Here is a 25,733-nt window from a genome sequence, read left to right on the forward strand (position 1 = left end):
AGCGTGGAGAGATAGTGGATTAAGTGCAGAGAGTATTTGATAAACAAATGGTTATAACCTTGATAAGCCAGGGCCTATCAAGGTTATACAAGGCATTACCAGCCCGTGACTTCGGCAATGGCATCGCCAAGATCAGCTGGCGAATGAACCGTTCGCACACCAGCCGCTTCAAGGGCGGCAAATTTTTCTGCCGCGGTTCCTTTGCCGCCGGAAATGATCGCACCGGCATGTCCCATGCGTTTCCCCGCAGGGGCTGTCACACCCGCAATGTAGGAAACAACGGGTTTGGAGACATGCGATTTAATGAACTCAGCCGCTTCTTCTTCTGCAGAGCCGCCGATTTCACCGACCATGATGATCGCTTCCGTTTGTGGGTCTTGCTCAAATAACGTCAGTGCATCAATAAAATTGGTTCCCGGAATCGGATCACCGCCAATACCGATACAGGTGCTTTGACCAAACCCTTTATCGGTTGTTTGCTTGACTGCTTCGTACGTCAAGGTACCGGATCGAGACACAATACCGACTTTGCCAGGCAGATGAATGGAGCCGGGCATAATACCGATTTTGCATTCGCCAGGCGTAATAATACCGGGGCAATTAGGACCAATCAGGCGGGCATTGGTATTGTTTTCGAGATACACCTTGACCTCCAGCATATCCAGAACGGGTACGCCCTCGGTGATGCAGACAATCAATTGAATGCCGGCCTCAGCTGCCTCAAGAATGGAATCTTTGCAAAACGCAGCGGGAACATAGATTACGCTGGCATCAGCACCCGTTTCCTCTACTGCTTCGCGAACGGTATTGAAAACCGGCAAATTCAGGTGCGTCTGACCGCCCTTGCCCGGCGTCACGCCGCCTACCATACGCGTACCATAAGCAATTGCCTGCTCTGAATGGTAGGTGCCCTGTTTACCAGTAAAGCCCTGGCAAATGACTTTGGTGTGTTTATTAACTAATACGCTCATTGCTAACCTCAAATTTAATTTGGAGCGCCGAAGCGCTCTTTTGCTGGTGATTACGCGACTGCCGCAACTATTTTCTTTGCCGCATCAGTCAAACTGTTGGCCGCAATGACGTTTAAACCACTCTTGTTCAGAATGTCAGCACCCAACTCGGCGTTATTGCCTTCCAAACGGACAACCACGGGTATTTTTACACCCACTTCTTTTACCGCCGCCAGAATGCCTTCGGCAATTAAATCGCAACGCACAATACCGCCAAAGATATTGACCAGAATACCTTTGACGTTTTCATCAGACAGAATGATTTTAAACGCTTCACTGACACGTTCTTTAGTCGCGCCGCCGCCAACATCAAGGAAATTGGCTGGTTCGCCGCCATGCAGCTTAATCACATCCATGGTGGCCATAGCCAGACCGGCACCATTCACCATACAGCCGATTGAGCCTTCAAGCGGAATATAATTAAGTTCCCAATCGGTCGCGCGGTTTTCACGCTCGTCTTCCTGGGACTTGTCACGCATGTTTTTCAATTCAGGCTGGCGGTAGAGGGCGTTGCCATCAATGTTGATTTTACCATCCAGGCAAAGAATCTGTCCGCCTTTAGTCACAACCAGCGGGTTGATTTCAAGAAGGCTTAAGTCACACTCGACAAACATCTTGCCCAACCCCATCATTAACTGCGTAAACTGTTTGATTTGCTCGTCATTTAAACCCAATTTAAAGCCAATTTCGCGGCACTGAAAGGGCATAATACCAACCAGGGGATCCATGATGACTTTAAAAATTTTCTCCGGTGTTTCATGGGCGACTTTCTCGATTTCCACCCCGCCTTCGGTGGAAGCCATAAACACCACGCGACGGCTGGAGCGGTCCACTACCGCCCCCAGATACAATTCGCGGCCAATGTCGCAGGTCTCTTCCACCAAGACCGCATTGACGGGCTGACCTTTGGCATCCGTTTGGTAAGTGACCAAGCGGGTACCTAACAATGATTGAGCCACAGCGGCCACTTCATCTTTGCTTGAAACCAGTTTCACACCGCCTGCTTTACCGCGTCCGCCGGCATGCACCTGAGCCTTGACCACCCATTTGGGTGTCGATAACTGCTCAGCCGCTTTCACTGCTTCGTCAACACTGTAAGCGACCTGACCGTTTGGAACAGGTAAACCATAGCGGGCAAACAGCTGCTTGGCTTGGTATTCATGTAAATTCATCGTTAGTACCTTTAAAAAAGCAACACCCGGCAAGCCGGGTTATGCGGTTAAAATGTCAATCGTTACACATTGAGCAGTAAACGGGTCGGATCTTCAAGCAACTCCTTCACGCTCACTAAAAACTGCACGGACTCCCGGCCGTCAATCAGGCGATGGTCATACGACAGCGCCACATACATCATCGGACGAATGACAATCTGCCCTTTTTCGACCACCGGGCGGTCTTCAATTTTATGCATGCCGAGAATGCCGGTTTGCGGTGGGTTAATGATGGGCGTGGCCAGCAAGGAGCCAAATACACCACCATTGGTAATGGTGAATGTACCGCCCTGCATCTCTTCCAAAGAGAGTTTACCTAAACGGGCACGGTTGGCGGAATCAGCGATGACTTTTTCAATGTCAGCCAGACTGAGTTGATCCGCATCACGAACAACAGGCACCACAAGGCCTTTATCCGTGGACACGGCGATGCCGATGTCATAATAACCATGATAAACGATATCCTGGCCATCAATCGAGGCATTAACCGCCGGGAAGCGTTTCAACGATTCCACAACGGCCTTGGTAAAGAGGGACATGAAGCCCAATTTTACGCCATGCTTTTTCTCAAAAATATCTTTGTATTGCGCACGCAAATCCATAACCGCCTTGAGATTGACTTCGTTAAACGTAGTCAGCATGGCTGCATTGTGCTGGGCCTGGACTAAACGCTCGGCAATTTTGGCACGCAGCCTGGTCATTGGCACACGGCGCTCTTCGCGGGCACCCATCGGCGGCAGGGACGCGGCTTCACTTCGGGCAGGCGCCGCCGTTGAACTGGCTGATTTTTCGCGGTTGGATTCAATGAATGCCACGACATCTTCTTTGGTCAGACGGCCGTCTTTACCGGAGCCTGAAAGCTGTTCTGGCTGCAGGTTGTTTTCGGCCAGCATGCGGCGCACAGCCGGACCTGTAGCCTTCGCTCCCTGATTTTGAGCAGGAGCAGGCGTGCTGACTTCAGCCTGTTTCGGTTCAGCTGCTGTGGCGGTAGGTGCTGCTGCCGCCGCGGCGCTGCCAGCCTCAATACGAGCCAGTAATTGCGCTGAGGTGACAGTATCGCCCTCTTTAAACAGGATTTCCGTTAATACGCCATCAGCGGGCGCCGGGACTTCCAAAACCACTTTGTCGGTTTCAAGATCAACCAGATTCTCATCACGAGCTACTCTTTCACCCACTTTTTTATGCCAGGCGGCAATGGTGGCATCCGCCACGGATTCGGGAAGGGCGGGTACTTTAACTTCAATAGACATGGTTAGTCCTTCTTTGGTTATTTATTGTCATTCATTATCAAGCCAGGGCCTGGTTAACCAGCTCCTGTTGTTCTTTCGCATGGAGCAGAGGGCTTCCCACGGCTGGAGCCGCGGCAAATCCTCTACCCGCATAACTTAAACGTTGTTCCGGACTTAAACAGTCAATCATGTTGTGTTGCGATGAGAACCAAACCCCTTGATTCTGAGGTTCTTCCTGACACCAAACGACCTGTTTCGCCTTGGGAAATTTCGCCAATTCCTGCTCCAGTTCTTTTTTAGGGAATGGATACAATTGTTCAATGCGGATAATGGCAATGTGATTCAACTGCTCGTCACGGCGTTTTTGCAAAAGATCATAGTAAACTTTCCCAGAGCATAACACGACTTTCGTCACCTTGGCGGCATCCAGCGCATCAATTTCAGGGATCACATTATGGAATTTGCCTTTCAGCAGATCATCAACCGGCGAGACAGCCAGCTTGTGACGCAATAAACTCTTTGGCGTCATCACAATCAGCGGTTTACGGAAATTACGGATCATTTGCCGACGCAGGAGATGGAAAATCTGGGCTGGCGTCGTCGGCGTGCAAACCTGCATATTCTGTTGGGCGCAAAGCTGCATGTAACGCTCAAGGCGTGCGGAAGAATGCTCAGGACCCTGCCCTTCATAGCCATGCGGTAAAAGCATGACCAGACCGCAGAGCCGGCCCCATTTTTGCTCGCCGGAACTGATGAATTGATCAATAACCACCTGGGCGCCATTGGCAAAATCGCCGAACTGGGCTTCCCATAAAACCAGTGAATTGGGTTCGGAGGAGGCATAACCGTATTCAAAAGCAAGGACCGCCTCTTCAGACAGCACCGAATCGATGACTACAAAGGGCTTGCTTGTAGCGGCTTTTTCCAGAGGCACAAAGGTATTGCCGGTTTGAATATCATGCAACACCGCGTGACGGTGAGCAAAGGTACCGCGGCCGCAATCCTGCCCGGATAGACGGACACCATAGCCTTCTTGCAACAGGCTCGCATAAGCCATCGTTTCAGCAAACCCCCAGTTCATGGGCAGCTCACCCGTCGCCATTTTTTCGCGTTCGGCAAGCAGCCGTTTAACCACGGGGTGCAATTCAAAACCGTCAGGTAAAGTATGCAGTGTTTTTGACAGGGTCTTTAACATAGCCGCGCTAATGGTTGTATCCGCTTTATCTGTCCACTTGGCATTAAAATAGGGCGTCCAATCGATGGACATTTTGCCATCATAATTACCCTGAACGGTATCGACCACAGCCTGTCCCTTGTCCAGGCGGTTACGGTAATCTTCCGCTAATTGATCAACTTCAGCCGCGGTCGTTAAACCTTCCTGAATCAATTCTTCGGCATACATTTCCCGCAATGGGCGCATGCTTTTAATTTTTTTATACATGGTGGGCTGAGTCACTGACGGCTCATCGGCCTCGTTGTGTCCGTGACGGCGATAGCAAACCAAATCAATCACGACATCGCGCTTGAATTTCATGCGGAAATCCACCGCAATCTGTGTGGCGAAAACAACGGCTTCCGGATCATCCCCGTTCACATGAATGACAGGCGCCTGCACCATTTTCGCCACATCAGTACAATAAAGGGTTGAACGGGCATCGAGCGGGTTGCTGGTGGTAAATCCAATCTGGTTATTGATGACGATGTGGACGCTACCACCGGTGGAATAGCCGCGCGCCTGGGAGAAATTGAAGGTTTCCATGACCACGCCCTGTCCAGCAAAGGCGGCATCACCATGAACCACGACTGGCACAACCTTGTCTTTTTTCTCAAGATCATGACGGCGCCCCAAACGGGAACGTACAGAGCCTTCTACCACGGGCCCGATGATTTCAAGATGCGAGGGATTAAAGGCTAAGGCCAGATGAACAATGGCACCCGCTTCAGTGCGGATGTCGGATGAGAAGCCCATGTGATACTTTACGTCACCGGAGCGTTCGGCTGAACCCAGTTTGCCTTCAAACTCCTGAAATAACTGATCCGGCTCTTTCCCAAGCACATTCACCAGCACGTTCAGACGGCCGCGGTGAGCCATGCCGATTACAATTTCCTGCACCCCTTCTGCGCCGCCTCTACGGATAATTTCCTTCATCATCGGAATAAACGCATCCCCGCCTTCGAGTGAGAACCGTTTCTGCCCAACATAACGGGTGCCCAAATACCGCTCCAGCCCATCGGCGGCAATCAAATCACGCAAGATCTGACGTTTTTTTTCAGCGTCAAAATTGGGGCGGCCGCGAACGGTTTCCAACTTTTGCTGCAGCCATTCGGTTTCCTCAATATTGGAAATATGCATGTATTCAATTCCAATGCTGCCGCAATAAGTTGCACGCAGAGCCTGATAAATTTCAGCCAGGGGCATTTCAGAGCCGTTAAAATTTTTACCGGCATAAAACGAGCGGTTTAAATCAGCGTCGGATAACTTGTGATAACTGAGTTCGAGACTAGGTACCTGAACGCGTTCCGCCATTTCGAGTGGATCAAGCTTGGCCGCATGGTGGCCATGAGCACGATAGGCATTGATTAAATGAGCAACCTGAAATTGCTTGCTCGCCTCCGCATTTTCAGCCGGAGCACGTTTACGGTTGGCATTCACCAGAAAATAATCGCGGATATCGCGATGAGGAATATCCTGAGCGACATGATTAATCTGGGGCAAGGCACTGAAAACCGCGCGCCAATCGTCCGGCACGGAATCGGGATCATTCAGAAAATCTTCGTACAGACTATCTACATAGGCCATACTTCCACCCGAAAGATAGGATGAAGCTAATTGATTCTGAAAGTCATTACTGCTCATTGTTTTGGTTCTCCAAAGGGGCGCGTCCTATGGGTTGAGACGCTGGATAATCGTCATCAAGTTTCTTGATTCAACATCTGTTTACGAATATCGGCAATCGCTTGCGTTGGATTGAGTCCCTTCGGGCAAACATTCGCGCAATTCATAATGGAACGGCAACGAAATACACTGAATGGATCCTGCAATTTATCCAAACGATGCCGTTTTGCTGTATCACGGCTGTCCGCTAAAAAGCGTCTGGCCTGAAGCAGCCCGGCAGGGCCGACAAATTTTTCCGGGTTCCACCAGAACGAGGGGCAGGAGCTGGTACAGCAGGCGCAAAGAATGCACTCATACAATCCATCCAACTGAGCGCGCTCTTCGGGGGATTGCAGGCGCTCATGCGCGGGAGCAACCTCATTATTTTGCAGATAGGGCTCAATGCGCTCATATTGTTGATAAAACTGGGTCATGTCCACCACCAGGTCGCGTACGACTGGAAATCCCGGCAGGGGACGAATCACGATGCGATCCGTGTTGAGTTGAGAAAGCGACGTGATGCAGGCGAGGCCGTTGGTGCCATTGATGTTCATACCATCTGATCCGCATACGCCCTCACGGCAGGAGCGGCGATAGGCAATGGTTGGATCCTGCTCGGCTTTAAGGCGCTCAAGCAGGGTCAACAGCATGGAATCGCTCTTGGCTGGCACGGCGATTTCATAGTCCTTCATGTAAGGAGATTCATCGAGCTCAGGATTATAACGGTAAATAGACAGGCTCAACATTCGATTATCAGCCATGGCTTATCCTCTTTTAATAAACGCGTTCTTTCGGCTCAAAAGGCTCGACATAGTTAGGTTTTGCATTGACGGGGCGATAATCAATCGCATCATCATGCGCAAAATAAAGCGTGTGTTTAATCCAGTTGGCATCATCCCGCTCTGGATAATCTTCCCGGCTGTGAGCGCCGCGGCTTTCTGTCCTGGCTAAAGCCGACTGGGCTGTCGCATAGGCGGTTGCCATCAAATTATCTAATTCCAGCGCAGTAACCAATTCCGTATTAAATACCTTGGTTTTATCCACCAGTTTGGCATGTTGCAAACGATCGCGCAGGGCCTGTAGGCGATGGAGGCCCTCCTCCATGACTTTACCAGTACGGAATACGCCAAAATCTTCCTGCATGACCCGTTGCATGTCATCCCGTATGACAGAGGGCATCTCACCATCCGTTGACTCCTGCCAGCGGTTGAAGCGCGCCATGGCTTCTGCAATGTTTTCCTCTGTGACATAAGCCATGTCCGGCAGTTGATTGGATTGCCACAACTCTTCGACATGAAGCCCTGCCGCACGGCCAAACACCACCAGATCAAGCAAGGAATTGCCGCCCAGACGGTTGGCGCCATGCACCGAGACGCAGGCACATTCACCTACTGCATACAAGCCTTCAACCACCGTGTCGACACCATTTTTATGGGTAATAACCTGGCCGTGCATGTTCGTGGGAATACCACCCATGCTGTAATGGCAGGTGGGAACGACCGGAATGGGTTCAACAATGGGATCCACACCTGCGAATTTTAAAGACAACTCGCGAATCCCGGGTAATCGGGACATGATTAAATCCGCGCCCAGGTGATCAAGCTTCAGTTTGACGTGATCGACGCCTTTCGGATCAAAACCGCGGCCGGCTCGGATTTCGAGCGCCATGGAGCGAGCAACGACATCCCGTGATGCCAAATCTTTCACACGGGGGGCATAGCGCTCCATAAAACGCTCGCCATCCTTGTTGATAAGGTAACCGCCTTCACCGCGGCACCCTTCCGTGACCAGCGTGCCGGCACCGGCAATGCCCGTCGGATGAAACTGCCACATCTCCATGTCCTGTAGAGGTAACCCGGCACGCAATGCCATGCCAAAGCCGTCGCCGGTATTGATGTGGGCATTGGTCGTTGACTGATAAATACGCCCGGCTCCCCCGGTCGCCAGGATACAGACGCGGGTTTGATAAAAGACAACTTCGCCGGTTTCTATGCATAAGGCCGTGACTCCGGCTATCCGGCCGTGATTGTCTTTTACAAAATCTAAAGCCAGCCATTCGCTGAAAATATGTGTCTTGGCTTTCAGGTTCTGTTGGTAGAGGGTATGTAACAGGGCATGGCCTGTCCTGTCCGCTGCCGCACAGGTTCGAGCCGCCTGCTCGCCGCCGAAATGCTTGGACTGACCGCCAAACTGCCGTTGGTAAATTTTGCCGTTGTCCATTCTTGAAAACGGCAGACCCATATGCTCAAGTTCATAGACTGCTTCCGGACCCGTTTTGCACAGGTATTCGATGCAATCCTGATCACCAATATAATCGGCGCCCTTGACCGTGTCATACATGTGCCAGCGCCAATCGTCTTCATCGGCATTGCCAAGCGCGGCTGTGATGCCGCCTTGCGCAGAAACCGTATGTGAACGGGTTGGAAATACTTTGGAAAGCAAAGCCACCTGCAATCCTGAATTGGCCAATTGCAGGGCAGCACGCATACCAGCCCCACCTGCACCAATAATTACCGCATCAAATTTATGTCGTGGAAATGCCATGCTTATTGTCCCCAAACAATCATCAAACCCCAAATAAACTGCCCCAGCAACCAGACCACTACAGACATTTGCACGGATACTCTCAGCATGGTGCACTTCATATAATCCGTGGTGACGGTCCAAACACCTATCCAGGCATGTAAAGAAATGGCGCCCAAGGCGATAACACTGGCGACTTTAAACCAATTGCAGGCAAACAACGACTGCCACTGATGATAGGCCATTTGTGGATGGGCGATTAAAAAGCCCATTAAAAATATTGTATAGAACAGCAGATACACGGCGGTCGCCCGCTGAATCAACCAATCTTTTAAGCCGTTGCCCGTCAGGCTGGTGACATTTGTTACCATATCCAGACCCCTAACAAAAGTGAGAAAAGAACAGACAGGATGATCACTGAGACGGCACTGCGGCGGCCTGACTCAAGATGTTCACCAAACCCAAGATCCATCAGCATATGGCGAATGCCGGCCAGCAAATGGTAAGTCCATGCCGCCAGGAAAGCCCACAGCGTTAATTTACACAGGGGATGGGCCAACGTAGCTTGCAGGTTGTTAAATGTGCCGGCGTTGCGCAGCGACAAATCAAGAAAATACATCATGACGGGCAAGAGCAGAAATAACACCATGCCAGAAATGCGATGCAGTATGGAAGCAATCGCCATGGGCGGAAATTTTAACGTTCGCAGGTCCAGATTCACCGGTCTTTTTTTATTCACGGCATCCCTCAACTAAAATTAGTAATATAGCATAACAAAGCTAACCCTCATGCCTCCTGACAGCAGAAAAGCACGCCATGCTGCTTTAATCAAAACAACAAATTAGGCTGTAATTTACACAAAGCAAGCAGAAAACTGGCGAAGTATACCACTCTGTATTTTTAGCGCAAAGCGGCTGTGCTAAAAGCATACCACGTGTTCCACGCCATTGCCCCTATAAACACTATTTTATAAACAAAAAGAATAATTTAAACTCAACTTGAATGGAAACAAACAACCAGCCATACTATCATTGATTATATCGGTTAAGCGAGGGACTGAATAACCATGTTAATTAAACGGCCAATCTATAATCAACAACTGAAATGCGTCGCCATGGAAATTATCGCTAACCAACAAGCCAAACAGCCCATTGAATTGCTGCCCTATTTTACGACGGTGACCCACAATATTGACAGCAACCTGCCGTTGTTTGTGCCTTACGCCTTAAATTCATTGGTCGAGCTCTCAGCCCCCCCCCTTGAAAACCCGGTGATATTAAAATTACACGCGGCCGACATCAACCAGACCTATACGCCGGATGAGTTAAAAGAAGCGGCCCACTCCATTGCTTTAATGATTGACAGTCCTGACCAATTAGCCTGGCTTAATTTCGCAGAATACATTGCTTTAAGCGAACACTTGATGGGTATGGCTGATTTGACCAAAGTGGTCAAATACAGCCAGGCCAAGCAGCGCAAAGTCATTGCTTACAATATTTCCGATCCGAACCGGTTTATTAATTGCAAGGACATGACCATGGATTACTATTGCGGTGATTTTCTCTTTCAGCCTGAGGTTAAGGAAGTGAAGGAAATTGCTGCCAATAAGCTAAACTTGTTGATGCTGATTGAAAAACTCCAGCACCCGGATACCAATTTTAACGAAATCATTCCATTGATTCAGACGGATCCGCTGCTAAGTTATCAATTGCTGCGAGTGGCCAATTCGGCCGCTTTCTCCGGCTATCAAGCCATTGAATCCATCCAGCAGGCCGTAACCCGCCTGGGCATTATGCATTTAAAAAACTGGGTCATGGTCCTGTCGATGAAAAACGTATCCAATAAGCCCCTTGAAATTGTGGAGTCCGGGCTTATCCGTGCGCAGATGGCGGAAAAACTGGCCAAAGCCAATCCTCATTTATCCGCCGAAAGCGCCTACACGACCGGACTACTCTCGGTTCTTGACAGTCTGCTGGATACACCCATGAACGTGTTGATTGAAAAAATTACTATCGCAGACGATATCAAAGGGGCCTTATTAGCGCGTGAGGGTGAATTAGGACAACTCTTGTCGATGGTTATTGCCTACGAGGAAGGCCACTGGGAGCAATTAGACGGCAGTGATTACCACGGTCTGGACTTAAGTGAGATTTATATTGACTGCCTGGAGCATGTCTCTATTGGCAAAAGAGCGATGTCCGACCACTAAGGCTTGTATGGCAGCAAGCAAAGGATTAACCTGAACCTCTTTATTTTAATAATAAATCATCATGTACTTACGTCTTTTGGCCGCTCTTTTTTATGATCTGATTATTTTATGCAGTCTTTTCATGCTGGCTACGGCAATTGCAGTGTATTTTAATCAGGGCCAGGCTATCCCGCCCGGCTCACGCACCTACCAAAGCCTGCTTGTGGCCATCATGGCGGTATACTTTACACTGTCTTTTCGGTATGGGGGGCAAACCATCGGTTTTAAATCCTGGCGCCTGCGATTAGTCCGTGCGGGTAGCGTAAAATTTCGTCTGGTTAACGTTGCATAGACGGCCCAGAGCCGCGATGATGCCGGTAAATATCTCTCGGGGCCTCCGCCGGATAGCCATAGCCCCGATCGGCTAAGCGCTTAACAATCTCAAGGTAACGCTCACCCCAGGCGCCGGGGTCAAAATTGGTTACGACCACGTTATAACTTAAGTTAATCACGGACTCAAAGGCTTTGCGTTGGGCAAGTTCATGCCCGCCAAAGGCAACCTGCACCTCGGTTTCAGCACCTACACCGCCGGTTCTTAAGCGCTCTACCAGCATAAAAATCATTTTTTCGATGGTATAGAACAGTTTGCACATGGACGTGCCGGCCGTGTACATATCCTGGGCTTTGGACGCACTTAATTTATACCCGTGATCATGAATGGGATAAACAAATTCATATTCATTGGTTTCAGGCACCAGTTCAGGGGGTACAATAACTGGCGGTGAAATCACTTCGATGGTGGGAGTCACAATAAAAAGGGAAAAATGAGCCCAATGCCACCAGAGCCTGTACACTTTTTCAACCAGACTCAGCGGATCATTGAAATCGTCGACAATCCGCTGGCGAGCCTCTTCGGCCAGTTTTAAAAAATCCTGTTCAGGGAGTGATGCGTTATCCGCCATCCTAGTCAACCGATAAAACTCGTCATATTGCTATCTTAGCCCAATTTAATTGATTCAGCACAGGGCTTCTTAAAAGAAAAATAGAAAAAAATCAGTAAATCAATGGCTAAATCCCGTTCGCAAAGCCAAGGGGATTCAGCAATCCGCGAGGTAGCGGTAATACACAGGGGGCTGTTTGCATTTGAAACAACGGCTTTGGCAGGACGCCTTGTCATCACAGCGGGCAATCACACCCCGGTTAAGCCAGATATCCAGCATGGGCTGCAACGCCTGCGAGTCAATGCGAAACTCGCGGCTGACCTGCTGGCTGCTCACCACCTTATGGTGCCGGATAAAATCACGGATTTGTAACAGCATGGCGTCTCCCCGCAAGTAAATGTTGCCCCCGCAGGAGGACAATAAAAACGGTAACCCCCCCTACCATGGCCGCAATCCAGAGCAGGGATTCCTGAGGATGGCGGTAAAACACAGCACTTTGATAAAAAATCACCGCTGATGCATAGGCAATCAAAAAAGACCAGGTTACAGAGAACCACATCAATCGGCGAGTTGTCTCCTGGCGGATCGCGGCCATGGTTGAAACACAGGGGATATACAACAGAATAAACAACAGGTAGGCAAAGGCCCCGGCTTTACCGTCAAAACGTTCTGCCATCATGCCGTAAACCGTTTGCGACAATTCGCTGTCAGGCGCACTGGCTAAAATTGGATTTAGTAAAGCCTCGCCTAAAGAAGAAAGATTTTGAGGTATCGACCAGAATGCCTGTGCCATGGAGCCAAAGAAATCAAAATGAGCAGCCTGCTCCTGCGCCAAATTACCCAATTGGGCATAAAGAGAATTTAAGGAACCCACCACCACTTCTTTCGCCAGCATGCCCGTTAATAAACCTACGGTAGCCGGCCAGTTATCCTGCTGCAGACCCATCGGGGCAAACAATGGCGTTAGCCATTGACCAAGCCAGGATAGAACGGAATGAGCGCTCGCTTCATCTGTATTTAAACCGCCGTCAATGGTGAGCGCATTCAAACTGCCAAGGATGATGCAAATCGGAATAATCAGGCGCCCGGCTCTTACCACAAAATAGCGAAGACGCAGGCTGGTTTCCCGCCACAGCCGTTTAAATGAGGGTTTATGGTAAGCCGGCAATTCAAGAATCAAAGGGGAAGCCTCTCCCTGAAGCGTGGTTTTACGTAAAATAAACCCTGTAAAAACCGCCATGATTATGCCGATGACATACAAGGCGAAAACCACATTCTGCCCGCCGCTTGGGAAAAATGCCGCGACAAATACCGCATAAATGGCCAATCGGGCACTGCAGGACATCAAAGGGCTCATCAGCACCGTCAACAGTCGATCACGCTCTGAATCCAGCGTTCTTGCCGCCATGATCCCCGGTACATTACAGCCAAAACCCACAATCATCGGCACGAAGGATTTACCCGGCAATCCCAACAGGCGCATCACCTTATCCACCACGAACGCGGCGCGAGCCATGTACCCTGAAGCTTCCAGCAATGCCAGAAAGAAAAACATGGCAGCAATGACCGGAATAAAAGTCAGGGTGGTATTGATGCCCATGCCCAAACCATTGGCCACCACGGCAATCAGCCATTGCGGTGACTGCACCTGTTGCAGCAACCAGGCACTGCCCTGGACAAAGATCGTATCGGTGGAGATATCAAAAAAGTCCTGAAATGCGCCGCCAATGTTGATGGCAAATAAAAACATCAGGTACATCATGGCAAAAAACAGGGGTAACGCTAGAAACCGGTTAAGCACAATACGGTCAATTCTGGCCGTTAAGTGTTCACTGGCATCACTCGCCCGGGTTTGAATCGTGCTGACTATATCGTGGATTTTCTGATAACGAACATCGGCCAGAACAAGATCAACATCCTTTTCACTGGCGAGCATCGGATCAGCATCCTGTAATTTGTTTGGATCAATCAGCAGGGTATCGCCTTCAAGGATACGCCGGGCGTAATAGGTGACCAATTCCGAGGGCACCTGACAAGCGGCATGCAGCCGCTGCCTTAACCTTTCAATAAGCGACTCAATGGGAGCAGGATAATGAAAGGTCAGTGAAACGACAGGTGCCGGGGGCTTGATGATTGCTTTTTTTAACTCATCAAGACCGATGCCTTTATGGGCTTCGAGCGGCAGCACACAGCAATTCAATTGCCGGGACAATGCCGCAATGTCAATACTTATGCCGCGCTGCCTGGCAATGTCCATCATGTTGAGAACGACAATCATCGGTTTACCCAGCTCCAGTAACTGGCTGGTTAAGTAGAGATGACGCTCAAGATGGCAGGCATCAATGACATTGATGATGAGTTCCCCCGTGCAAGCAGCGACGGCCTTTGCCGAAATCTGCTCATCCTGGCTGCTGCCACGCCCGGTCAGGGCGAGAGAATAAATGCCGGGTAAATCCGTGACGTCAATGCGCTGGCCATCGACCAGCAATTCCCCGGTTTTTTTTTCAACCGTGACGCCAGGCCAATTGCCGACTCGCTGATTATCACCCGTTAAGGCATTGAATAAGGTGGTTTTGCCGCAATTGGGATTACCGAGGAGCAAAAGAGACGTCATACACGCTCCAGATTCAGATGAATGGCTTCTTCTTTTCTTAATGTCAGGGATGTTCCCCTGATTTCAACCTGCACAGGACAACCCAGTGGTGCTGTTCTTACAATCGTGAATTCCACCCCGCGAGTAATCCCCAGCGACAGCAACCGTCGCCGATAGGCTGCATCGGTTCGGCCAAAATCAAGTAATCGAACTTTATCGCCACGGGCTAACTCGGTAATATGCATAGGGATAACACTCAATCTAAAATTCCAGTAGTTTAACACAAATGATATCGAGAATCATTCTCATTTTAGAACAAATTTTGTCATTCTGGCGGCGTCAACAGGTGATGTACGGCGCGACGGGGCGGCCGACGCAGATAATCCTGGGATTGCATTTCCTGCAATCGGCTTAAGGTTCGCTTGAAGGCCTGGCTCATTTCTCCCTTGAGGTAAAGCTCAGTCAAAGGCACCTCGGCAGACAGAATCAGGCGAATGCCGCGATCGTAGAGCACATCAATAAAGTGCACAAACAAAATCGCATACACCGTATCGCGTTCATGCAGTTGCGGCATGTCGCTGACGAAAAAATTTGAAAACCGATCCACCAGTTCAAGATAATCCAACTGACTGCGCGGCAGGTTACAAATCACCTTAAAATCAAACCAGATGGCTTCTTCACCACAACGAATATAAGGGATTTCACGATTTTGCACCGTCACGGTCCCAGCCGATCTGGACGCTGGTTCCATTAAAGCAAATTGTGTACTGAAGCGATTTTTTGTGCTTTCATTTAAAGGATAGAAAAAGGTTTCAAGCTGAATATCACGGCCAACCCGGTAATCGCGCGGCTGATTTAAGGCCAGTATCTGACAATGCGATTTAATCAAGGCAATGGCCGGTAAAAAACGGGCCCGCTGCACACCATTTAAATAAAGATCGTCTGGTTTAATATTGGACGTCGCCACCAGCACAATGCCATTAGCAAATAAAGCCTTTAATAATTCGGCGAGAATCATGGCGTGGGCGACATCATGGACTAAAAATTCATCAAAACACAATAGGCGTGTTGTTTTCGCCAAGTTTTTAGCAATGACCTGCAAGGGATCTTTCTGCCCCTGCAAGCGTCTGAGCTGCGCGTCAATCTGCTGCATGAAATGGTGGAAATGAAAACGGATTTTTTCGCGGATTTTGACTTCTTCAAATAAAAGATCCATGAGAAAGGTCTTACCGACGCCAACGCTGCCGTAAAGATAAATGCCTTTGATTCCCTGGGTACGGCGCCAGCTGAAGAAGGATTTTTTGGGTTGGCCAAGGGCGGCAGCCAACTCATCCATCACCCTAATGATTGGCCGCTGGAGCGGATCGTTTTCAATGTCACCGCGGGCAATGGCGGCATCATAACGAGCTAAAATCGTCATGGCCGTAATACCCTGGCGGTGACGACCTCCATGAGCTTCTCTTTCAACTCCAATAATTTCCCATGGAAAAAATGACTGGTTTCGGCAAAAACAGTCACGTCAAGCGGCGGAGAAAAGCCGGCCGCAAAATCAAGTACCAGGGACGAAGGCACCACCTCATCCCTGTCGCCCTGAAAAAGATGCCAGGCCGCAGGCGGCGGTTGGTATGCGCGGTAATCATAATGATGCACGGGTGGGGCTACGGTGATTAACAGCTCATGGGGGTGTTGTGCTGCTGCACGATAAGCCACATAGGAGCCAAAAGAAAACCCGGCAAAGAGGTAGCGGCTTTGTGGAAACTCAGCCGCCCATAGCCGACAAAGCGCCAGCATGTCCTCGCTTTCGCCCATGCCTTCGTCATAACGTCCCTGTGAATGGCCGACACCCCGAAAATTAAAACGAAGACTGGGGATGCCCAGCTCTTTAAACGCGCGCGCCATGGTCGTCACAACTTTGTTATTCATGGTTCCGCCCTGCAGGGAGTGGGGGTGTCCCAATACCGCAACGAACGGCGAACCGCCGGTTAAAGGCACTGTGAGCAGGCCTTCGAATTCACCGGCCTGGGTATTAAACACGAAGGGGTGCTCGCCAGGTTTGTCTAATTTATCAGCAAATAACATGCTCGCCTCATGATTAAGAACATTTTTTGTCCAGTTCCCTTTTGAATAAGGCAAGATAGTAACATAATTAACCCGGCATCTTGCAATTTGGTGCCCGTACTTTAAGATCAGAAAGGCGCCGACTGCCTAAGGGCAGCGGTGACTTATCAACCATTAACCGGAGGACTTGATCCATGAGACAGGTACCTGTATTGACGCTTGGCACTTCTCTGTTACCCGGAGGGGCTCCATGAAAATTTCCGACTTTAAACGCAAAAAGCAAAACCGTGAAAAAATAACCGTTTTAACCTGTTACGATTACCCGTCAGCGAAAACCATTGCCGAGTCAAAACTCGATTGCGTGCTGGTGGGCGATTCGGTGGCCATGGCGGTGCATGGTTATGACACCACTGTTATGGCGACGCTGGAGATGATGATTCTGCATACCCAGGCAGTGGCCCGCGGCCTGACTCAGCAGTTTTTAATCAGCGACTTACCCTTTTTGTGTCACCGTCTTTCCCAGCGTGACACCATAGAGAGTGTCAGAAAACTCATGCAGGCCGGTGCTCACGCCGTAAAAATTGAAGGCGGCGATGAGGACACCTGTAAAACAATTGCTCACTTAGTCACTGCGGGTGTGCCGGTCATTGGCCATATTGGCTTAACACCGCAATCTTTTTACCAGCTGGGGGGGTATAAAGTTCAGGGCCGAGAAGAAAAACAGGCCGCAGAACTCCTCCACCAGGCCCAACGTCTGGAAGCAGCCGGATGTACCGCTCTGGTGATAGAGTGCGTGCCCTTATCCGTGGCAGAAACAATCACTCGGGCTCTCGCCATACCCACCATCGGCATCGGCGCTGGCGTCGGTACGGATGGGCAGGTCCTTGTCTGGCATGACATGCTGGGCCTGCAGTCTGAATTCCGACCGAAATTCTTAAAGCAATACCTGAATGGGAAAGCACTGACCTTAAACGCCATCAATGCCTATGTGGATGAGGTTCGCCAAGCCGCGTTCCCCACGTCCGATCATGCCTTTTAATGACAAGCCCCGACACCGGGGCGTTTATCAACAGGATTAGCCATGCAGATTTTTCATCATCTTGACGAGTGGATTCATTTCCGCCGCTCGCTCCCTGACCATGCAAGCCTCGGTTTCGTGCCCACAATGGGTAACCTGCATGCCGGTCATGCGTCGTTGTACGCTGTCAGTCAGCAGCAAAATCACTACACGGCCGCGAGCATTTTTATTAATCCAACCCAATTTAACCGCGCAGATGATTTTACCCACTACCCACGTACGCTTGAGGCCGATTTACACTTATTGGAGGAAAGCGGCGTCGATTTCTGTTTATTGCCGACAGAACAAGACATCTATCCGGACGGGTATCATTATCAGGTGCATGAAAATCACTTAAGCCTCTGCATGGAAGGCATTCACCGCCCCGGGCATTTCACCGGCGTATTAACCGTCGTTTTAAAATTATTGAATTTGGTCAGGCCCCAAAAAGCTTACTTTGGTGAGAAGGATTATCAGCAATATCTGCTGATTCGCGGCATGGCTGATGCCTTTTTTCTGCCGATTGATATCATCGCCTGCCCCACCATCCGGGAACCCAGCGGTTTGGCCTACAGTTCACGAAACAATCGTCTGAATCAGGCTCAGCGGCTTCAGGCAGAGACATTTGCCCGCCTTTTTCACCAAAATAAACCCGCCGATGAGTTACAAAATGACTTGCAGACAGCCGGCATTACGGTCGAGTACATTAACGAACAGGGCGGCCGGCGCTTTGCCGCCGTGCTTATTGATGATATTCGCCTGATTGACAATTACGCAATAGGCTAATTGTTTTTCATACGCAAACGGGCAATGGCTGCGGCTATCACCGCAGCCTTATGGTGCGGCAGGGATTTGTTGGAATACTGCAGCCATTCTGGATGAGATTCCACAAGTCCGGTATGCAATTGCCCTTGAAGAAATTCCTCCGATTTAATCATCTCCAGGTAATAGGGAATGGTGGTTTTTATTCCAAACAGGCGCATTTCTTCCAATGCCCGGCGCGCACGGCGGATAGCGGACGGCCAATCCAGACCCCAGACGGTCAGCTTGGCACAAAGCGAATCATAATAAGGTGGAATAGAATAGCCGGTATAAATGGCGCTGTCCGTCCTAACCCCGGGCCCTCCTGGCGCATAATAACGGGTCACCCGCCCAAAACTGGGCAGAAAGTCATTCTGCGGGTCTTCCGCGTTTATCCGGAATTCAATGGCAAAGCCATTGCGGTTAATCTGCTCCTGTTGGATAAACAACGGCTCTCCAGCGGCGATTTTTATCTGCTCCTGGACAAGATCGATACCGGTAATTTGTTCTGTGACCGGATGCTCCACCTGCAGACGGGTATTCATTTCCAGAAAATACGCCTGATTGTCTTCATCGAGAATGAACTCAACCGTGCCGGCATTGGTATAACCAACTTCCTTTGCAGCCCTGACCGCATAAGCATAGAGCATCTCGCGCGTCGCTTGATCAAGTTGTACTGCGGGCGCAATTTCAACCAGCTTCTGATGCCGGCGTTGAATGGAGCAATCGCGCTCAAACAGATGAAGAACATTGCCATGCTGATCGGCAAGAATCTGGACTTCGATATGGCGCGGATTAGCAATAAATTTTTCCATAAACACATGGCTGTCGCCAAACGCTTTTTCCGCCTCGGATTGCGCGCGCGCAAACTGCTGCCTGACCTGCTCCGGTTCGTAACACAGGCGAATACCGCGCCCGCCCCCGCCAAATGTCGCTTTAAGCATCACAGGGTAGCCTAGTCGTTCGGCAGAGGCCAAGGCGTCCTCGACCGATTCAAGATTACCCTCACTCCCCGGAATGACCGGGATGCCGGCTCGTTGCATGGCCTTGCGCGCTGCCACCTTGGAACCCATGATGGCTATCACGTCAGCGCGAGGGCCGATAAAAACCAAACCCGCCTGTTCACAGGCCAGTGCAAAATCAGCATTTTCAGATAAAAAACCATACCCGGGATGGATTGCTTCACAGCCGGCTGCTTTGGCGCACTCGATGATGCGATGGCCATTCAGGTAAGCATCGAGGGGCTTGCTGCTTAGGCAATGGGAGTGTGAAGCACGCTTGACATGCAGCGAGTACCGATCCGCTTCACTGTGAATGGCAACAGCGGCAATCCCCATTTCCTTGCAGGCGCGCACGATCCGTAAAGCAATTTCACCCCGATTACTGATTAAAATTTTCTTAAACATCATTCTTCCTGAATCAAGCCATGTTGATTTACTTCATATTCAAGCCGAATTCGACTTTATTGACAGGCTGGGTTTTTGGCGCACCCTCGCCTCCCCCTCGCAATCGACGTTCCCGCTCGGCAATGACGGCTTTAAGCTCAAGCGTCAAGGCGCTGGGTATTTCAGGCGGCAGCCACTGATTTTCCTCTTTCCAGAAGTCGTCGCTTGAGACAGGCTTGCCCTTGTCATCCACAAACGACTCCAGCGCATTGGTTCGTGTCTGATAATCCACAAGAAATGCCTCGACACAGGCCTTAAACTGTGGGGCATATCCGATTTGGGAAGCCGAGTTCAACATAAGCAGGAGCATGTCGCTGTCGGCGTATACTTTTAATTTATGCGGGGAACGGCATATTTTATGTAACAGAGCCAGCAAGTCCTGGTAATGAGTATCGCTGCTGCCTGTTTTTTTGTAATTCTGTAACATGGTTTTTAATGAGGTAAGGCATGCATAACTGATTGGCATCTCGTGGCTCCAGTTAGTGATCCCTTTTTATTACAGTTCAAATTGCACAAAAGCGCAATTTTACCTCCGAATTACAACGCAGTTGTGTATTAATCAACCCGTTATCTGTTGTTTAATGGCTCTTGCTTCGAGCAAACCATGCGAGCGGCTCACTTCTCGCGGACCCCGATAAAAAATCAGCGTGTCGTGAAAAGTCACATCAAATTGCTTCACCAGGTCAGCATCATCAAAATCCACAATCAACAGGCGCAGGGCCATAAACTCAGGCGCACGGAACAGTTCCCTTAATATCTGCTGCTGCCTTTTGCATCGGGAACAATTTTTCTTGTGAAAAGCCACCATGAACGGCAAATTGCTGCGTTTCGCTGCCTTAAATTGTGAATACGTAAAATGCATAGGCTGGACAGTCTGATGGGGGACTGTATCTGAGGCCAATCCCAGGCTTGACAAGCTATAAATCACGACAGCTATCAGCACGCCTTTGATGTTATCCATGGCATTCCCTTTGAGGGCTAACTTAACCCTTCAAGTAATAAAATGATTAAAAAACCAGCAAAGAAACAGGCAGTAACCCAGGGTGCTTCCACCCCCTCATGCGCCTCAATTAATAATTCTTCCGTCACCAGGTAAAGAAGAGCGGCGACACCAAAAGACAAGACGCCATCGGTCATTGCAGTCGGCAAATTAACCAGAAGGCTGGCGCCAAGGATCGCACCGCAAGGAATTAATAAGGCTAAAAGCAGGGTTACTCCTGCCCGTCTCCACCTGGAAATACGGCGTAATGCCAACGTGGCCGTAGTGGATAAACCGAGAAAGAATATTTCAATGGCCAGGGCGACGGCCACCAGCACACCCCCTTTAGCTCCGGCTAAAAAGGCAACCCCAATTAAAATGCCATCCAGTAATAAATCGATGCCAACGGCATAAAGTAATCCCCAGGGCATGCCAGGCAAACCTTCTTCCCGTTCTTCCAGCTTGCCGGTTAACCCCTTCAACAGCAACATGCCAAGCACGCCTAAGGAGAAACCCAGGGCCAGAGCCAGCGGCGCATGATTCACACTGATTTCAGGCAATAACTCTTTGGCGACGGCTGCAAAGACGACACCGGCAGCAACATGTTGCGTTGCGCTCGTCAATGATCGGGACGGTTGATAAAAACTGGTTATCCCTCCGCCGACAATCATCAACAGAGCTGGCATAATCGAATAGAGGGTAATGGTGGCCAGAGACGCCGTCATCATGAATCCTTTCGCTAAAATTAGAGCATAATGAAAGCCACCGCATTGTTCAAGCCGTTGGCTTGAACATCCCCGCATCAGCCCGGTTGCCTAAACGCCACAAACACACTATGATGCTTGCGCCTTAAGCTATCATATCAAGGGAAGACCATGGACTTATCGCCGGCACAGATTGATGATTTTCTTACCCAGGGTTATCTGGTCATTGACAATTTTTTTAGCAGGGAAACCTGTGAACAGCTCATGCAGCGCATGGATTGCCTGATTGCCGCCAATAAAGACAGCATGACAACTGCAATCTTTTCAACTCGAACCAATGAACACGCAGCATCCCGGTATTTCCTTGAATCCGGCGACAAAATACATTTTTTCTTTGAACCTGACGCCTTCAACCCGGATGGCACGCTGGTACAGGCACTTGAGCGCTCATTAAACAAGGTTGGGCATGCCCTGCATGAACTCGATCCGATTTTCAGCCAATACTCCCATGACCCGCGTATCCAGTCCATTTGCAGGCAACTCGGCTTTAAAATGCCCTGCCTGCTGCAATCCATGTATATTTTTAAACAACCGGCTATCGGCGCGGAAGTTAATTGCCATCAGGATGCGACCTACCTCCACAGTGAGCAGGGTGATGTATTGGGATTCTGGTTCGCGCTTGAGGATGCCACCCTGGAAAATGGCTGTTTACAAGTGATACCCAGCCCCCATCATACCCCTTTAAGACAAAAAATGATCCGGGAAAACGACGGAATTTATGTTGAAGAATACGATAAAACGCCCTGGCCTGAGGAACACTGCGTGCCGCTTGAAGTAAAGCAAGGCAGCCTCATTCTTTTGCATGGCCACGTCCCGCATAAAAGCAATGCCAATGCCTCATCCAAATCGAGGCATGCCTATACCCTGCATGCCGTTGATGCCAGCCTCCCTTACCCCCAGAGTAACTGGCTGCAACGAGCCAATGGCTTACCCCTTTGGCCACAGAAGACTAGAATAGAAGAAACAATCTGACAATTTTTTTTAACAATTGTATACTCTTCACTGAATTGACTATGGAGAATAACAATGCTGGTTACTTCACACCCTCCGATGGCTTTAATTGCGGCACCCGAAGTACTGGCTATTCCCATTGTTGAGAATCATGATCCACTCATCGACATGAAGGACAGTGATGAACTCTTCATTGGCCCCTCCCCGGAAATACCCAATAACACGGATTACACCAAAATGCGGCATGAGGTGTATCAACGGTTGTTAGCCGCACAGCAATTACTGCCAGCCCATTTGCGATTCTGCCTTTATGAGGGTTACCGCAGCCTGTCATTGCAAAAAAAACTGTTTGATGAACGGCATAGCCAATTGCAGCAATTGCACGCCCATTGGTCGAAAGAACAACTCTTTAATGAAACAACCAAACTTATTTCGCCGGTGGTGAATTTTGATGGCAGTGCCAATATTCCTCCCCACACCACGGGTGCTGCCATTGACGTTTACCTGGTCGATAAGGAAGGACAGCCCGTGGATATGGGCATTCATCCTAAAGACTGGATGTCCGATACTGACGTCGAACTTTCGCCCACGCATACCACCCGGGTTTCCCCCGAGGCAGCGCAATACCGTCGCATCATGAGCCACGCCCTGTTGTTAGCAGGCTTTGTTAATTACCCGACTGAGTATTGGCATTGGTCTTACGGCGATCGCTATTGGGCCTTTATAAGCGGCAAGCCTCAAGCCTGTTATGGCTGTGTGGCTGACTGACACTTGCCGACACACAGCCACAGCTATCCCCGCTTAACACGCGTTAGAGGGCGTTGTGCTTTGAGGAGGAGACCAAGCTATTATTTTCGATGGCTTCCACTTTAAAAAAGGAATGCAAGGCAATGGTCGTAGTGTATTTTTGATTCAGTTCCGAGACCAGTTGCAGTCCAAATCGTCGTTCGGGTTCCTGCTCCGTTCGGGATGAGTTGGTCTCATACCCGGAAATCATCTGCCGTTTGCCGTTCGCGAGTAAAATTTCATCATCATCCAAAGGACTTGCCTTGGAAAAACCATCAAGAACAACAAGCTCCTGAACCACATAAGTCTTAGCCGGCTTACTGACATAGCTTTTATAGTAACTTAAACGATTATCACTGGCTAAATACAAGGCTTTAATCACAGCCAACATTTGCTCATCCGTAGGACGGTAATGGCCGCTGTTATTGGTGATGCCAACCAGTTGCCCCTGCCTGAATATAAGCCCGCCCGCAGCCAGAACTTTTTTACCATTGGCTAAAAAAGAGTGGTTAAGTGTCTTATCAATCAATAATCGCGGCGGATCATCGCAGGTTAATACAAAATTGTATTCGTCATCGCATTCATCCTCTAGACCGTTGCTCGAGTCTAAAGCAATAATATTGGTTTCTGTGGGCTTAATTTCGTAATGTTTCTGCTCATTTTTACTTATGTAATCACAGGGTTCGTGTCGTTTTTGTAACAGCCGCATGGCTTTTCTTTCATTAACGAATTGCGGCTTTAGCCCAATAAAATCAGTCAATTTGAAGCACTGACCATAATAATTAATCTCGATAGGATAATCTTTAGACATAACAAACTCTTTATTAATCGAGCTGGCTATTTTAACGACAATTCATTAACCCTATATTAAGATTAGCGTCTCAATTGTAATATTTTTGATAAAATGTATTACTGAATACCCCTGCTTTGTCATACCGATGTTTTATGGTCTTGAATTCAACCCAATGAGGATACGCTTTTTCAAATTGCGCCTGACTGGCAAAGTTCTGGTAAGTCAGGTAATAAGAACCACCCAGACTCAAGGCCGCATCGATTAGTTTTTCTGTCCACTGCTTTGTCTCGTTTACCGCTTGGGCGGATAATTTCTGATTAAAGTAAAGCACGACCGAAAGGCTGTCTTGCCTGGCTTGCGATAACAACAAATCCGTTTCAGCCGGTACATAACGAACAGTCACATTCAGTAAATCAATTGAGCTCTTCAAAGTCAGCTGACGCAATTGCTTGATGAAGGCCGGGAATTGATCGACGGGAATAAAATATTCCTGCAGCCAATCCGCTGTACCTGGCTTAAAGACGGCGGCAAAACGAACGGGTTTTTCCATGGCATTGTTACGGCTAACCACTTTGCCTTGATACATTTTCTTAAACAGGCGTTTCTCCATTTTCCAGCGCCAGCGTTTACCATAAAAACTGTTGCGTGAAACATTAAACAAAGGGGTTAATAACGCATTCCAGCGCTCTGGGTTGTCAAGCCTGACGACCTCATCGGGTAACTTGCCGGTATCCGTGTATGTGATGACATACAGGTCATTAAGAAACGACGCATCGGGCACAATATTCATGTGGGCATAAAAAAGAACCACCCGGCGATCATGTAAAATGGCATGGCGAAAATAATCAGGAAACGTGTCCGTCGACATTTCATTGTAATGACTGGTTAATAAGGTATTGTCTGTTAACTGCAACGTCACATCCGTAACAACCCCCAATAAACCATAGCCGCCCCTTACTGCACGCCATAACTCCGGATGATGCTCAGGTGAAACCCGCAGGCGCTGCCCATCCGATAAGCGCAGATGAAAACCTAAAACACTGTTGCCAACGGCTCCCATGCGGAAATCATCGCCATGGGCGTTAACGCTTAATGAACCGCCTACCGTAAAAATATTCGGCGATTGCATGGCAGTAATGGCTAATTGATGAGGGTTGATGGCTTCCTGCAGTTTGCCCCAGGTCATGCCGCTTTGCACAGTCACCTGCTTTTTCGCCACATCAAGCCTTAAGATCCGGCTAAAGGGCAGCATATTCAGTTGTATCCCCTGAGGCGCGATGGATTGCCCGCCCTGACTATGTTGTACACCCATAATACCAACAGGTAGACCTTGTGCCTTGGCCTTTTGCAAAGCCGCGGCAATATCGGCTTCCGATTTAATCGGGATAATATCTTTCACCGTGGCCGCACTGATGTGACCGCTGTCATTGATGGGCAATCCCCATACCGGATTTAGCAGGAAGATACCGCAAAAAGCGGTAAGGGCTCGAAATCTCGTCATCCATTTATTTCTTGTTTTTAAAAAACCG

General features: G+C 49.4%; 26 protein-coding genes. 6 read left to right on the forward strand and 20 right to left on the reverse strand.

Annotated elements, in window-relative coordinates:
- Nucleotides 1–95: 95 nt before the first annotated feature.
- From sucD to sdhC, 8 genes are all read right to left on the reverse strand, one after another.
- Nucleotides 96–971 carry a succinate--CoA ligase subunit alpha gene (gene sucD, locus Lery_RS12840; protein ID WP_058527631.1) on the reverse strand — a complete coding sequence of 292 codons (876 nt, stop codon included), beginning with the start codon at nt 969–971 and terminating at the stop codon, nt 96–98.
- 50 nt (nt 972–1,021) lie between these two features.
- On the reverse strand, nt 1,022–2,182 hold the full coding sequence (gene sucC, locus Lery_RS12845; protein WP_058527632.1) for an ADP-forming succinate--CoA ligase subunit beta: 1,161 nt from the start codon (nt 2,180–2,182) through the stop codon (nt 1,022–1,024).
- A gap of 62 nt (nt 2,183–2,244) precedes the next feature.
- Nucleotides 2,245–3,471 (reverse strand): 2-oxoglutarate dehydrogenase complex dihydrolipoyllysine-residue succinyltransferase, encoded by a 1,227-nt coding sequence (gene odhB / locus Lery_RS12850; protein WP_058527633.1) that lies wholly within the window; start codon nt 3,469–3,471, stop codon nt 2,245–2,247.
- Nucleotides 3,472–3,508: 37 nt separating this feature from the next.
- The gene (locus Lery_RS12855) at nt 3,509–6,307 is read right to left on the reverse strand and encodes a 2-oxoglutarate dehydrogenase E1 component (protein ID WP_058527634.1); all 2,799 of its coding nucleotides are present in this window, start codon (nt 6,305–6,307) and stop codon (nt 3,509–3,511) included.
- Between the two features lie 56 nt (nt 6,308–6,363).
- Entirely contained in the window at nt 6,364–7,086 is a 723-nt protein-coding gene (locus Lery_RS12860) for a succinate dehydrogenase iron-sulfur subunit (protein WP_058527635.1), read from the reverse strand.
- Nucleotides 7,087–7,099: 13 nt separating this feature from the next.
- Nucleotides 7,100–8,869: a succinate dehydrogenase flavoprotein subunit gene (sdhA, locus tag Lery_RS12865; protein WP_058527636.1), complete on the reverse strand. Its 1,770-nt coding sequence runs from the start codon at nt 8,867–8,869 to the stop codon at nt 7,100–7,102.
- Nucleotides 8,870–8,871: 2 nt separating this feature from the next.
- Nucleotides 8,872–9,219 carry a succinate dehydrogenase, hydrophobic membrane anchor protein gene (gene sdhD / locus Lery_RS12870; protein ID WP_058527637.1) on the reverse strand — a complete coding sequence of 116 codons (348 nt, stop codon included), beginning with the start codon at nt 9,217–9,219 and terminating at the stop codon, nt 8,872–8,874.
- Nucleotides 9,213–9,587: a succinate dehydrogenase, cytochrome b556 subunit gene (gene sdhC, locus Lery_RS12875; RefSeq protein ID WP_058527638.1), complete on the reverse strand. Its 375-nt coding sequence runs from the start codon at nt 9,585–9,587 to the stop codon at nt 9,213–9,215. Before sdhC ends, sdhD begins: the two co-directional genes overlap by 7 nt.
- Nucleotides 9,588–9,914: 327 nt before the next feature.
- Here sdhC and Lery_RS12880 point away from each other — a divergent pair, with 327 nt between their 5' ends.
- Together Lery_RS12880 and Lery_RS12885 are read left to right on the forward strand one after the other, a co-directional pair.
- The gene (locus tag Lery_RS12880) at nt 9,915–11,057 is read left to right on the forward strand and encodes an EAL and HDOD domain-containing protein (protein WP_058527639.1); all 1,143 of its coding nucleotides are present in this window, start codon (nt 9,915–9,917) and stop codon (nt 11,055–11,057) included.
- Nucleotides 11,058–11,118: 61 nt separating this feature from the next.
- The gene (locus Lery_RS12885; protein WP_058527640.1) at nt 11,119–11,388 is read left to right on the forward strand and encodes an RDD family protein; all 270 of its coding nucleotides are present in this window, start codon (nt 11,119–11,121) and stop codon (nt 11,386–11,388) included.
- Here the strand turns inward: Lery_RS12885 and Lery_RS12890 are convergent.
- The 6 genes from Lery_RS12890 to Lery_RS12915 form a co-directional block, all read right to left on the reverse strand.
- Nucleotides 11,375–11,998, reverse strand: a complete 624-nt coding sequence (locus Lery_RS12890) for a hypothetical protein (protein ID WP_058527641.1) — start codon at nt 11,996–11,998, stop codon at nt 11,375–11,377. The two genes, Lery_RS12885 and Lery_RS12890, sit on opposite strands and share 14 nt — an antisense overlap.
- A 135-nt stretch (nt 11,999–12,133) precedes the next feature.
- Nucleotides 12,134–12,355, reverse strand: coding sequence for a FeoC-like transcriptional regulator (locus tag Lery_RS12895; protein WP_058527642.1), 222 nt, complete (start codon nt 12,353–12,355; stop codon nt 12,134–12,136).
- The gene (gene feoB / locus Lery_RS12900; RefSeq protein WP_058527643.1) at nt 12,336–14,591 is read right to left on the reverse strand and encodes a Fe(2+) transporter permease subunit FeoB; all 2,256 of its coding nucleotides are present in this window, start codon (nt 14,589–14,591) and stop codon (nt 12,336–12,338) included. Before feoB ends, Lery_RS12895 begins: the two co-directional genes overlap by 20 nt.
- Nucleotides 14,588–14,815 (reverse strand): FeoA family protein, encoded by a 228-nt coding sequence (locus tag Lery_RS12905; RefSeq protein WP_058527644.1) that lies wholly within the window; start codon nt 14,813–14,815, stop codon nt 14,588–14,590. Before Lery_RS12905 ends, feoB begins: the two co-directional genes overlap by 4 nt.
- An 80-nt stretch (nt 14,816–14,895) precedes the next feature.
- Nucleotides 14,896–15,990: a cell division protein ZapE gene (zapE, locus tag Lery_RS12910; RefSeq protein WP_058527645.1), complete on the reverse strand. Its 1,095-nt coding sequence runs from the start codon at nt 15,988–15,990 to the stop codon at nt 14,896–14,898.
- A complete protein-coding gene (locus Lery_RS12915) occupies nt 15,987–16,649 on the reverse strand; it encodes an alpha/beta hydrolase (protein WP_058527646.1) in 663 nt (220 codons plus the stop codon). The genes zapE and Lery_RS12915 overlap by 4 nt, the downstream gene beginning before the upstream one ends.
- A 229-nt stretch (nt 16,650–16,878) precedes the next feature.
- Here Lery_RS12915 and panB point away from each other — a divergent pair, with 229 nt between their 5' ends.
- Together panB and panC are read left to right on the forward strand one after the other, a co-directional pair.
- Entirely contained in the window at nt 16,879–17,667 is a 789-nt protein-coding gene (panB, locus tag Lery_RS12920) for a 3-methyl-2-oxobutanoate hydroxymethyltransferase (protein WP_058527647.1), read from the forward strand.
- A 42-nt stretch (nt 17,668–17,709) separates the two neighbouring features.
- Entirely contained in the window at nt 17,710–18,471 is a 762-nt protein-coding gene (gene panC / locus Lery_RS12925) for a pantoate--beta-alanine ligase (protein WP_058527648.1), read from the forward strand.
- Here the strand turns inward: panC and Lery_RS12930 are convergent.
- The 4 genes from Lery_RS12930 to Lery_RS12945 form a co-directional block, all read right to left on the reverse strand.
- Nucleotides 18,468–19,892, reverse strand: coding sequence for an acetyl-CoA carboxylase biotin carboxylase subunit (locus Lery_RS12930; RefSeq protein ID WP_058527649.1), 1,425 nt, complete (start codon nt 19,890–19,892; stop codon nt 18,468–18,470). The two genes, panC and Lery_RS12930, sit on opposite strands and share 4 nt — an antisense overlap.
- A gap of 28 nt (nt 19,893–19,920) precedes the next feature.
- The gene (locus tag Lery_RS12935; RefSeq protein ID WP_058527650.1) at nt 19,921–20,397 is read right to left on the reverse strand and encodes a hypothetical protein; all 477 of its coding nucleotides are present in this window, start codon (nt 20,395–20,397) and stop codon (nt 19,921–19,923) included.
- A 93-nt stretch (nt 20,398–20,490) separates the two neighbouring features.
- Nucleotides 20,491–20,892 carry a thioredoxin family protein gene (locus Lery_RS12940; RefSeq protein ID WP_058527651.1) on the reverse strand — a complete coding sequence of 134 codons (402 nt, stop codon included), beginning with the start codon at nt 20,890–20,892 and terminating at the stop codon, nt 20,491–20,493.
- Between the two features lie 17 nt (nt 20,893–20,909).
- Complete coding sequence (locus Lery_RS12945) at nt 20,910–21,713, reverse strand: ZIP family metal transporter (RefSeq protein ID WP_237759228.1); 804 nt, start codon at nt 21,711–21,713, stop codon at nt 20,910–20,912.
- A gap of 72 nt (nt 21,714–21,785) precedes the next feature.
- On the opposite strand from Lery_RS12945, the gene Lery_RS12950 reads away from it, so the two are divergent.
- Both Lery_RS12950 and Lery_RS12955 read left to right on the forward strand, forming a co-directional pair.
- Nucleotides 21,786–22,646: a phytanoyl-CoA dioxygenase family protein gene (locus tag Lery_RS12950; RefSeq protein WP_058527653.1), complete on the forward strand. Its 861-nt coding sequence runs from the start codon at nt 21,786–21,788 to the stop codon at nt 22,644–22,646.
- A gap of 54 nt (nt 22,647–22,700) precedes the next feature.
- Nucleotides 22,701–23,393 carry a M15 family metallopeptidase gene (locus Lery_RS12955; RefSeq protein WP_058527654.1) on the forward strand — a complete coding sequence of 231 codons (693 nt, stop codon included), beginning with the start codon at nt 22,701–22,703 and terminating at the stop codon, nt 23,391–23,393.
- A gap of 43 nt (nt 23,394–23,436) precedes the next feature.
- Here the strand turns inward: Lery_RS12955 and Lery_RS12960 are convergent, their stop codons facing one another.
- Together Lery_RS12960 and Lery_RS12965 are read right to left on the reverse strand one after the other, a co-directional pair.
- The gene (locus tag Lery_RS12960; RefSeq protein WP_058527655.1) at nt 23,437–24,222 is read right to left on the reverse strand and encodes a hypothetical protein; all 786 of its coding nucleotides are present in this window, start codon (nt 24,220–24,222) and stop codon (nt 23,437–23,439) included.
- Nucleotides 24,223–24,292: 70 nt separating this feature from the next.
- A complete protein-coding gene (locus tag Lery_RS12965) occupies nt 24,293–25,705 on the reverse strand; it encodes an FAD-binding oxidoreductase (protein ID WP_131751057.1) in 1,413 nt (470 codons plus the stop codon).
- Nucleotides 25,706–25,733: the final 28 nt, after the last annotated feature.

The organism is Legionella erythra (genome assembly GCF_001467615.1).
Classification (GTDB): Bacteria; Pseudomonadota; Gammaproteobacteria; order Legionellales; family Legionellaceae; genus Legionella_C; species Legionella_C erythra.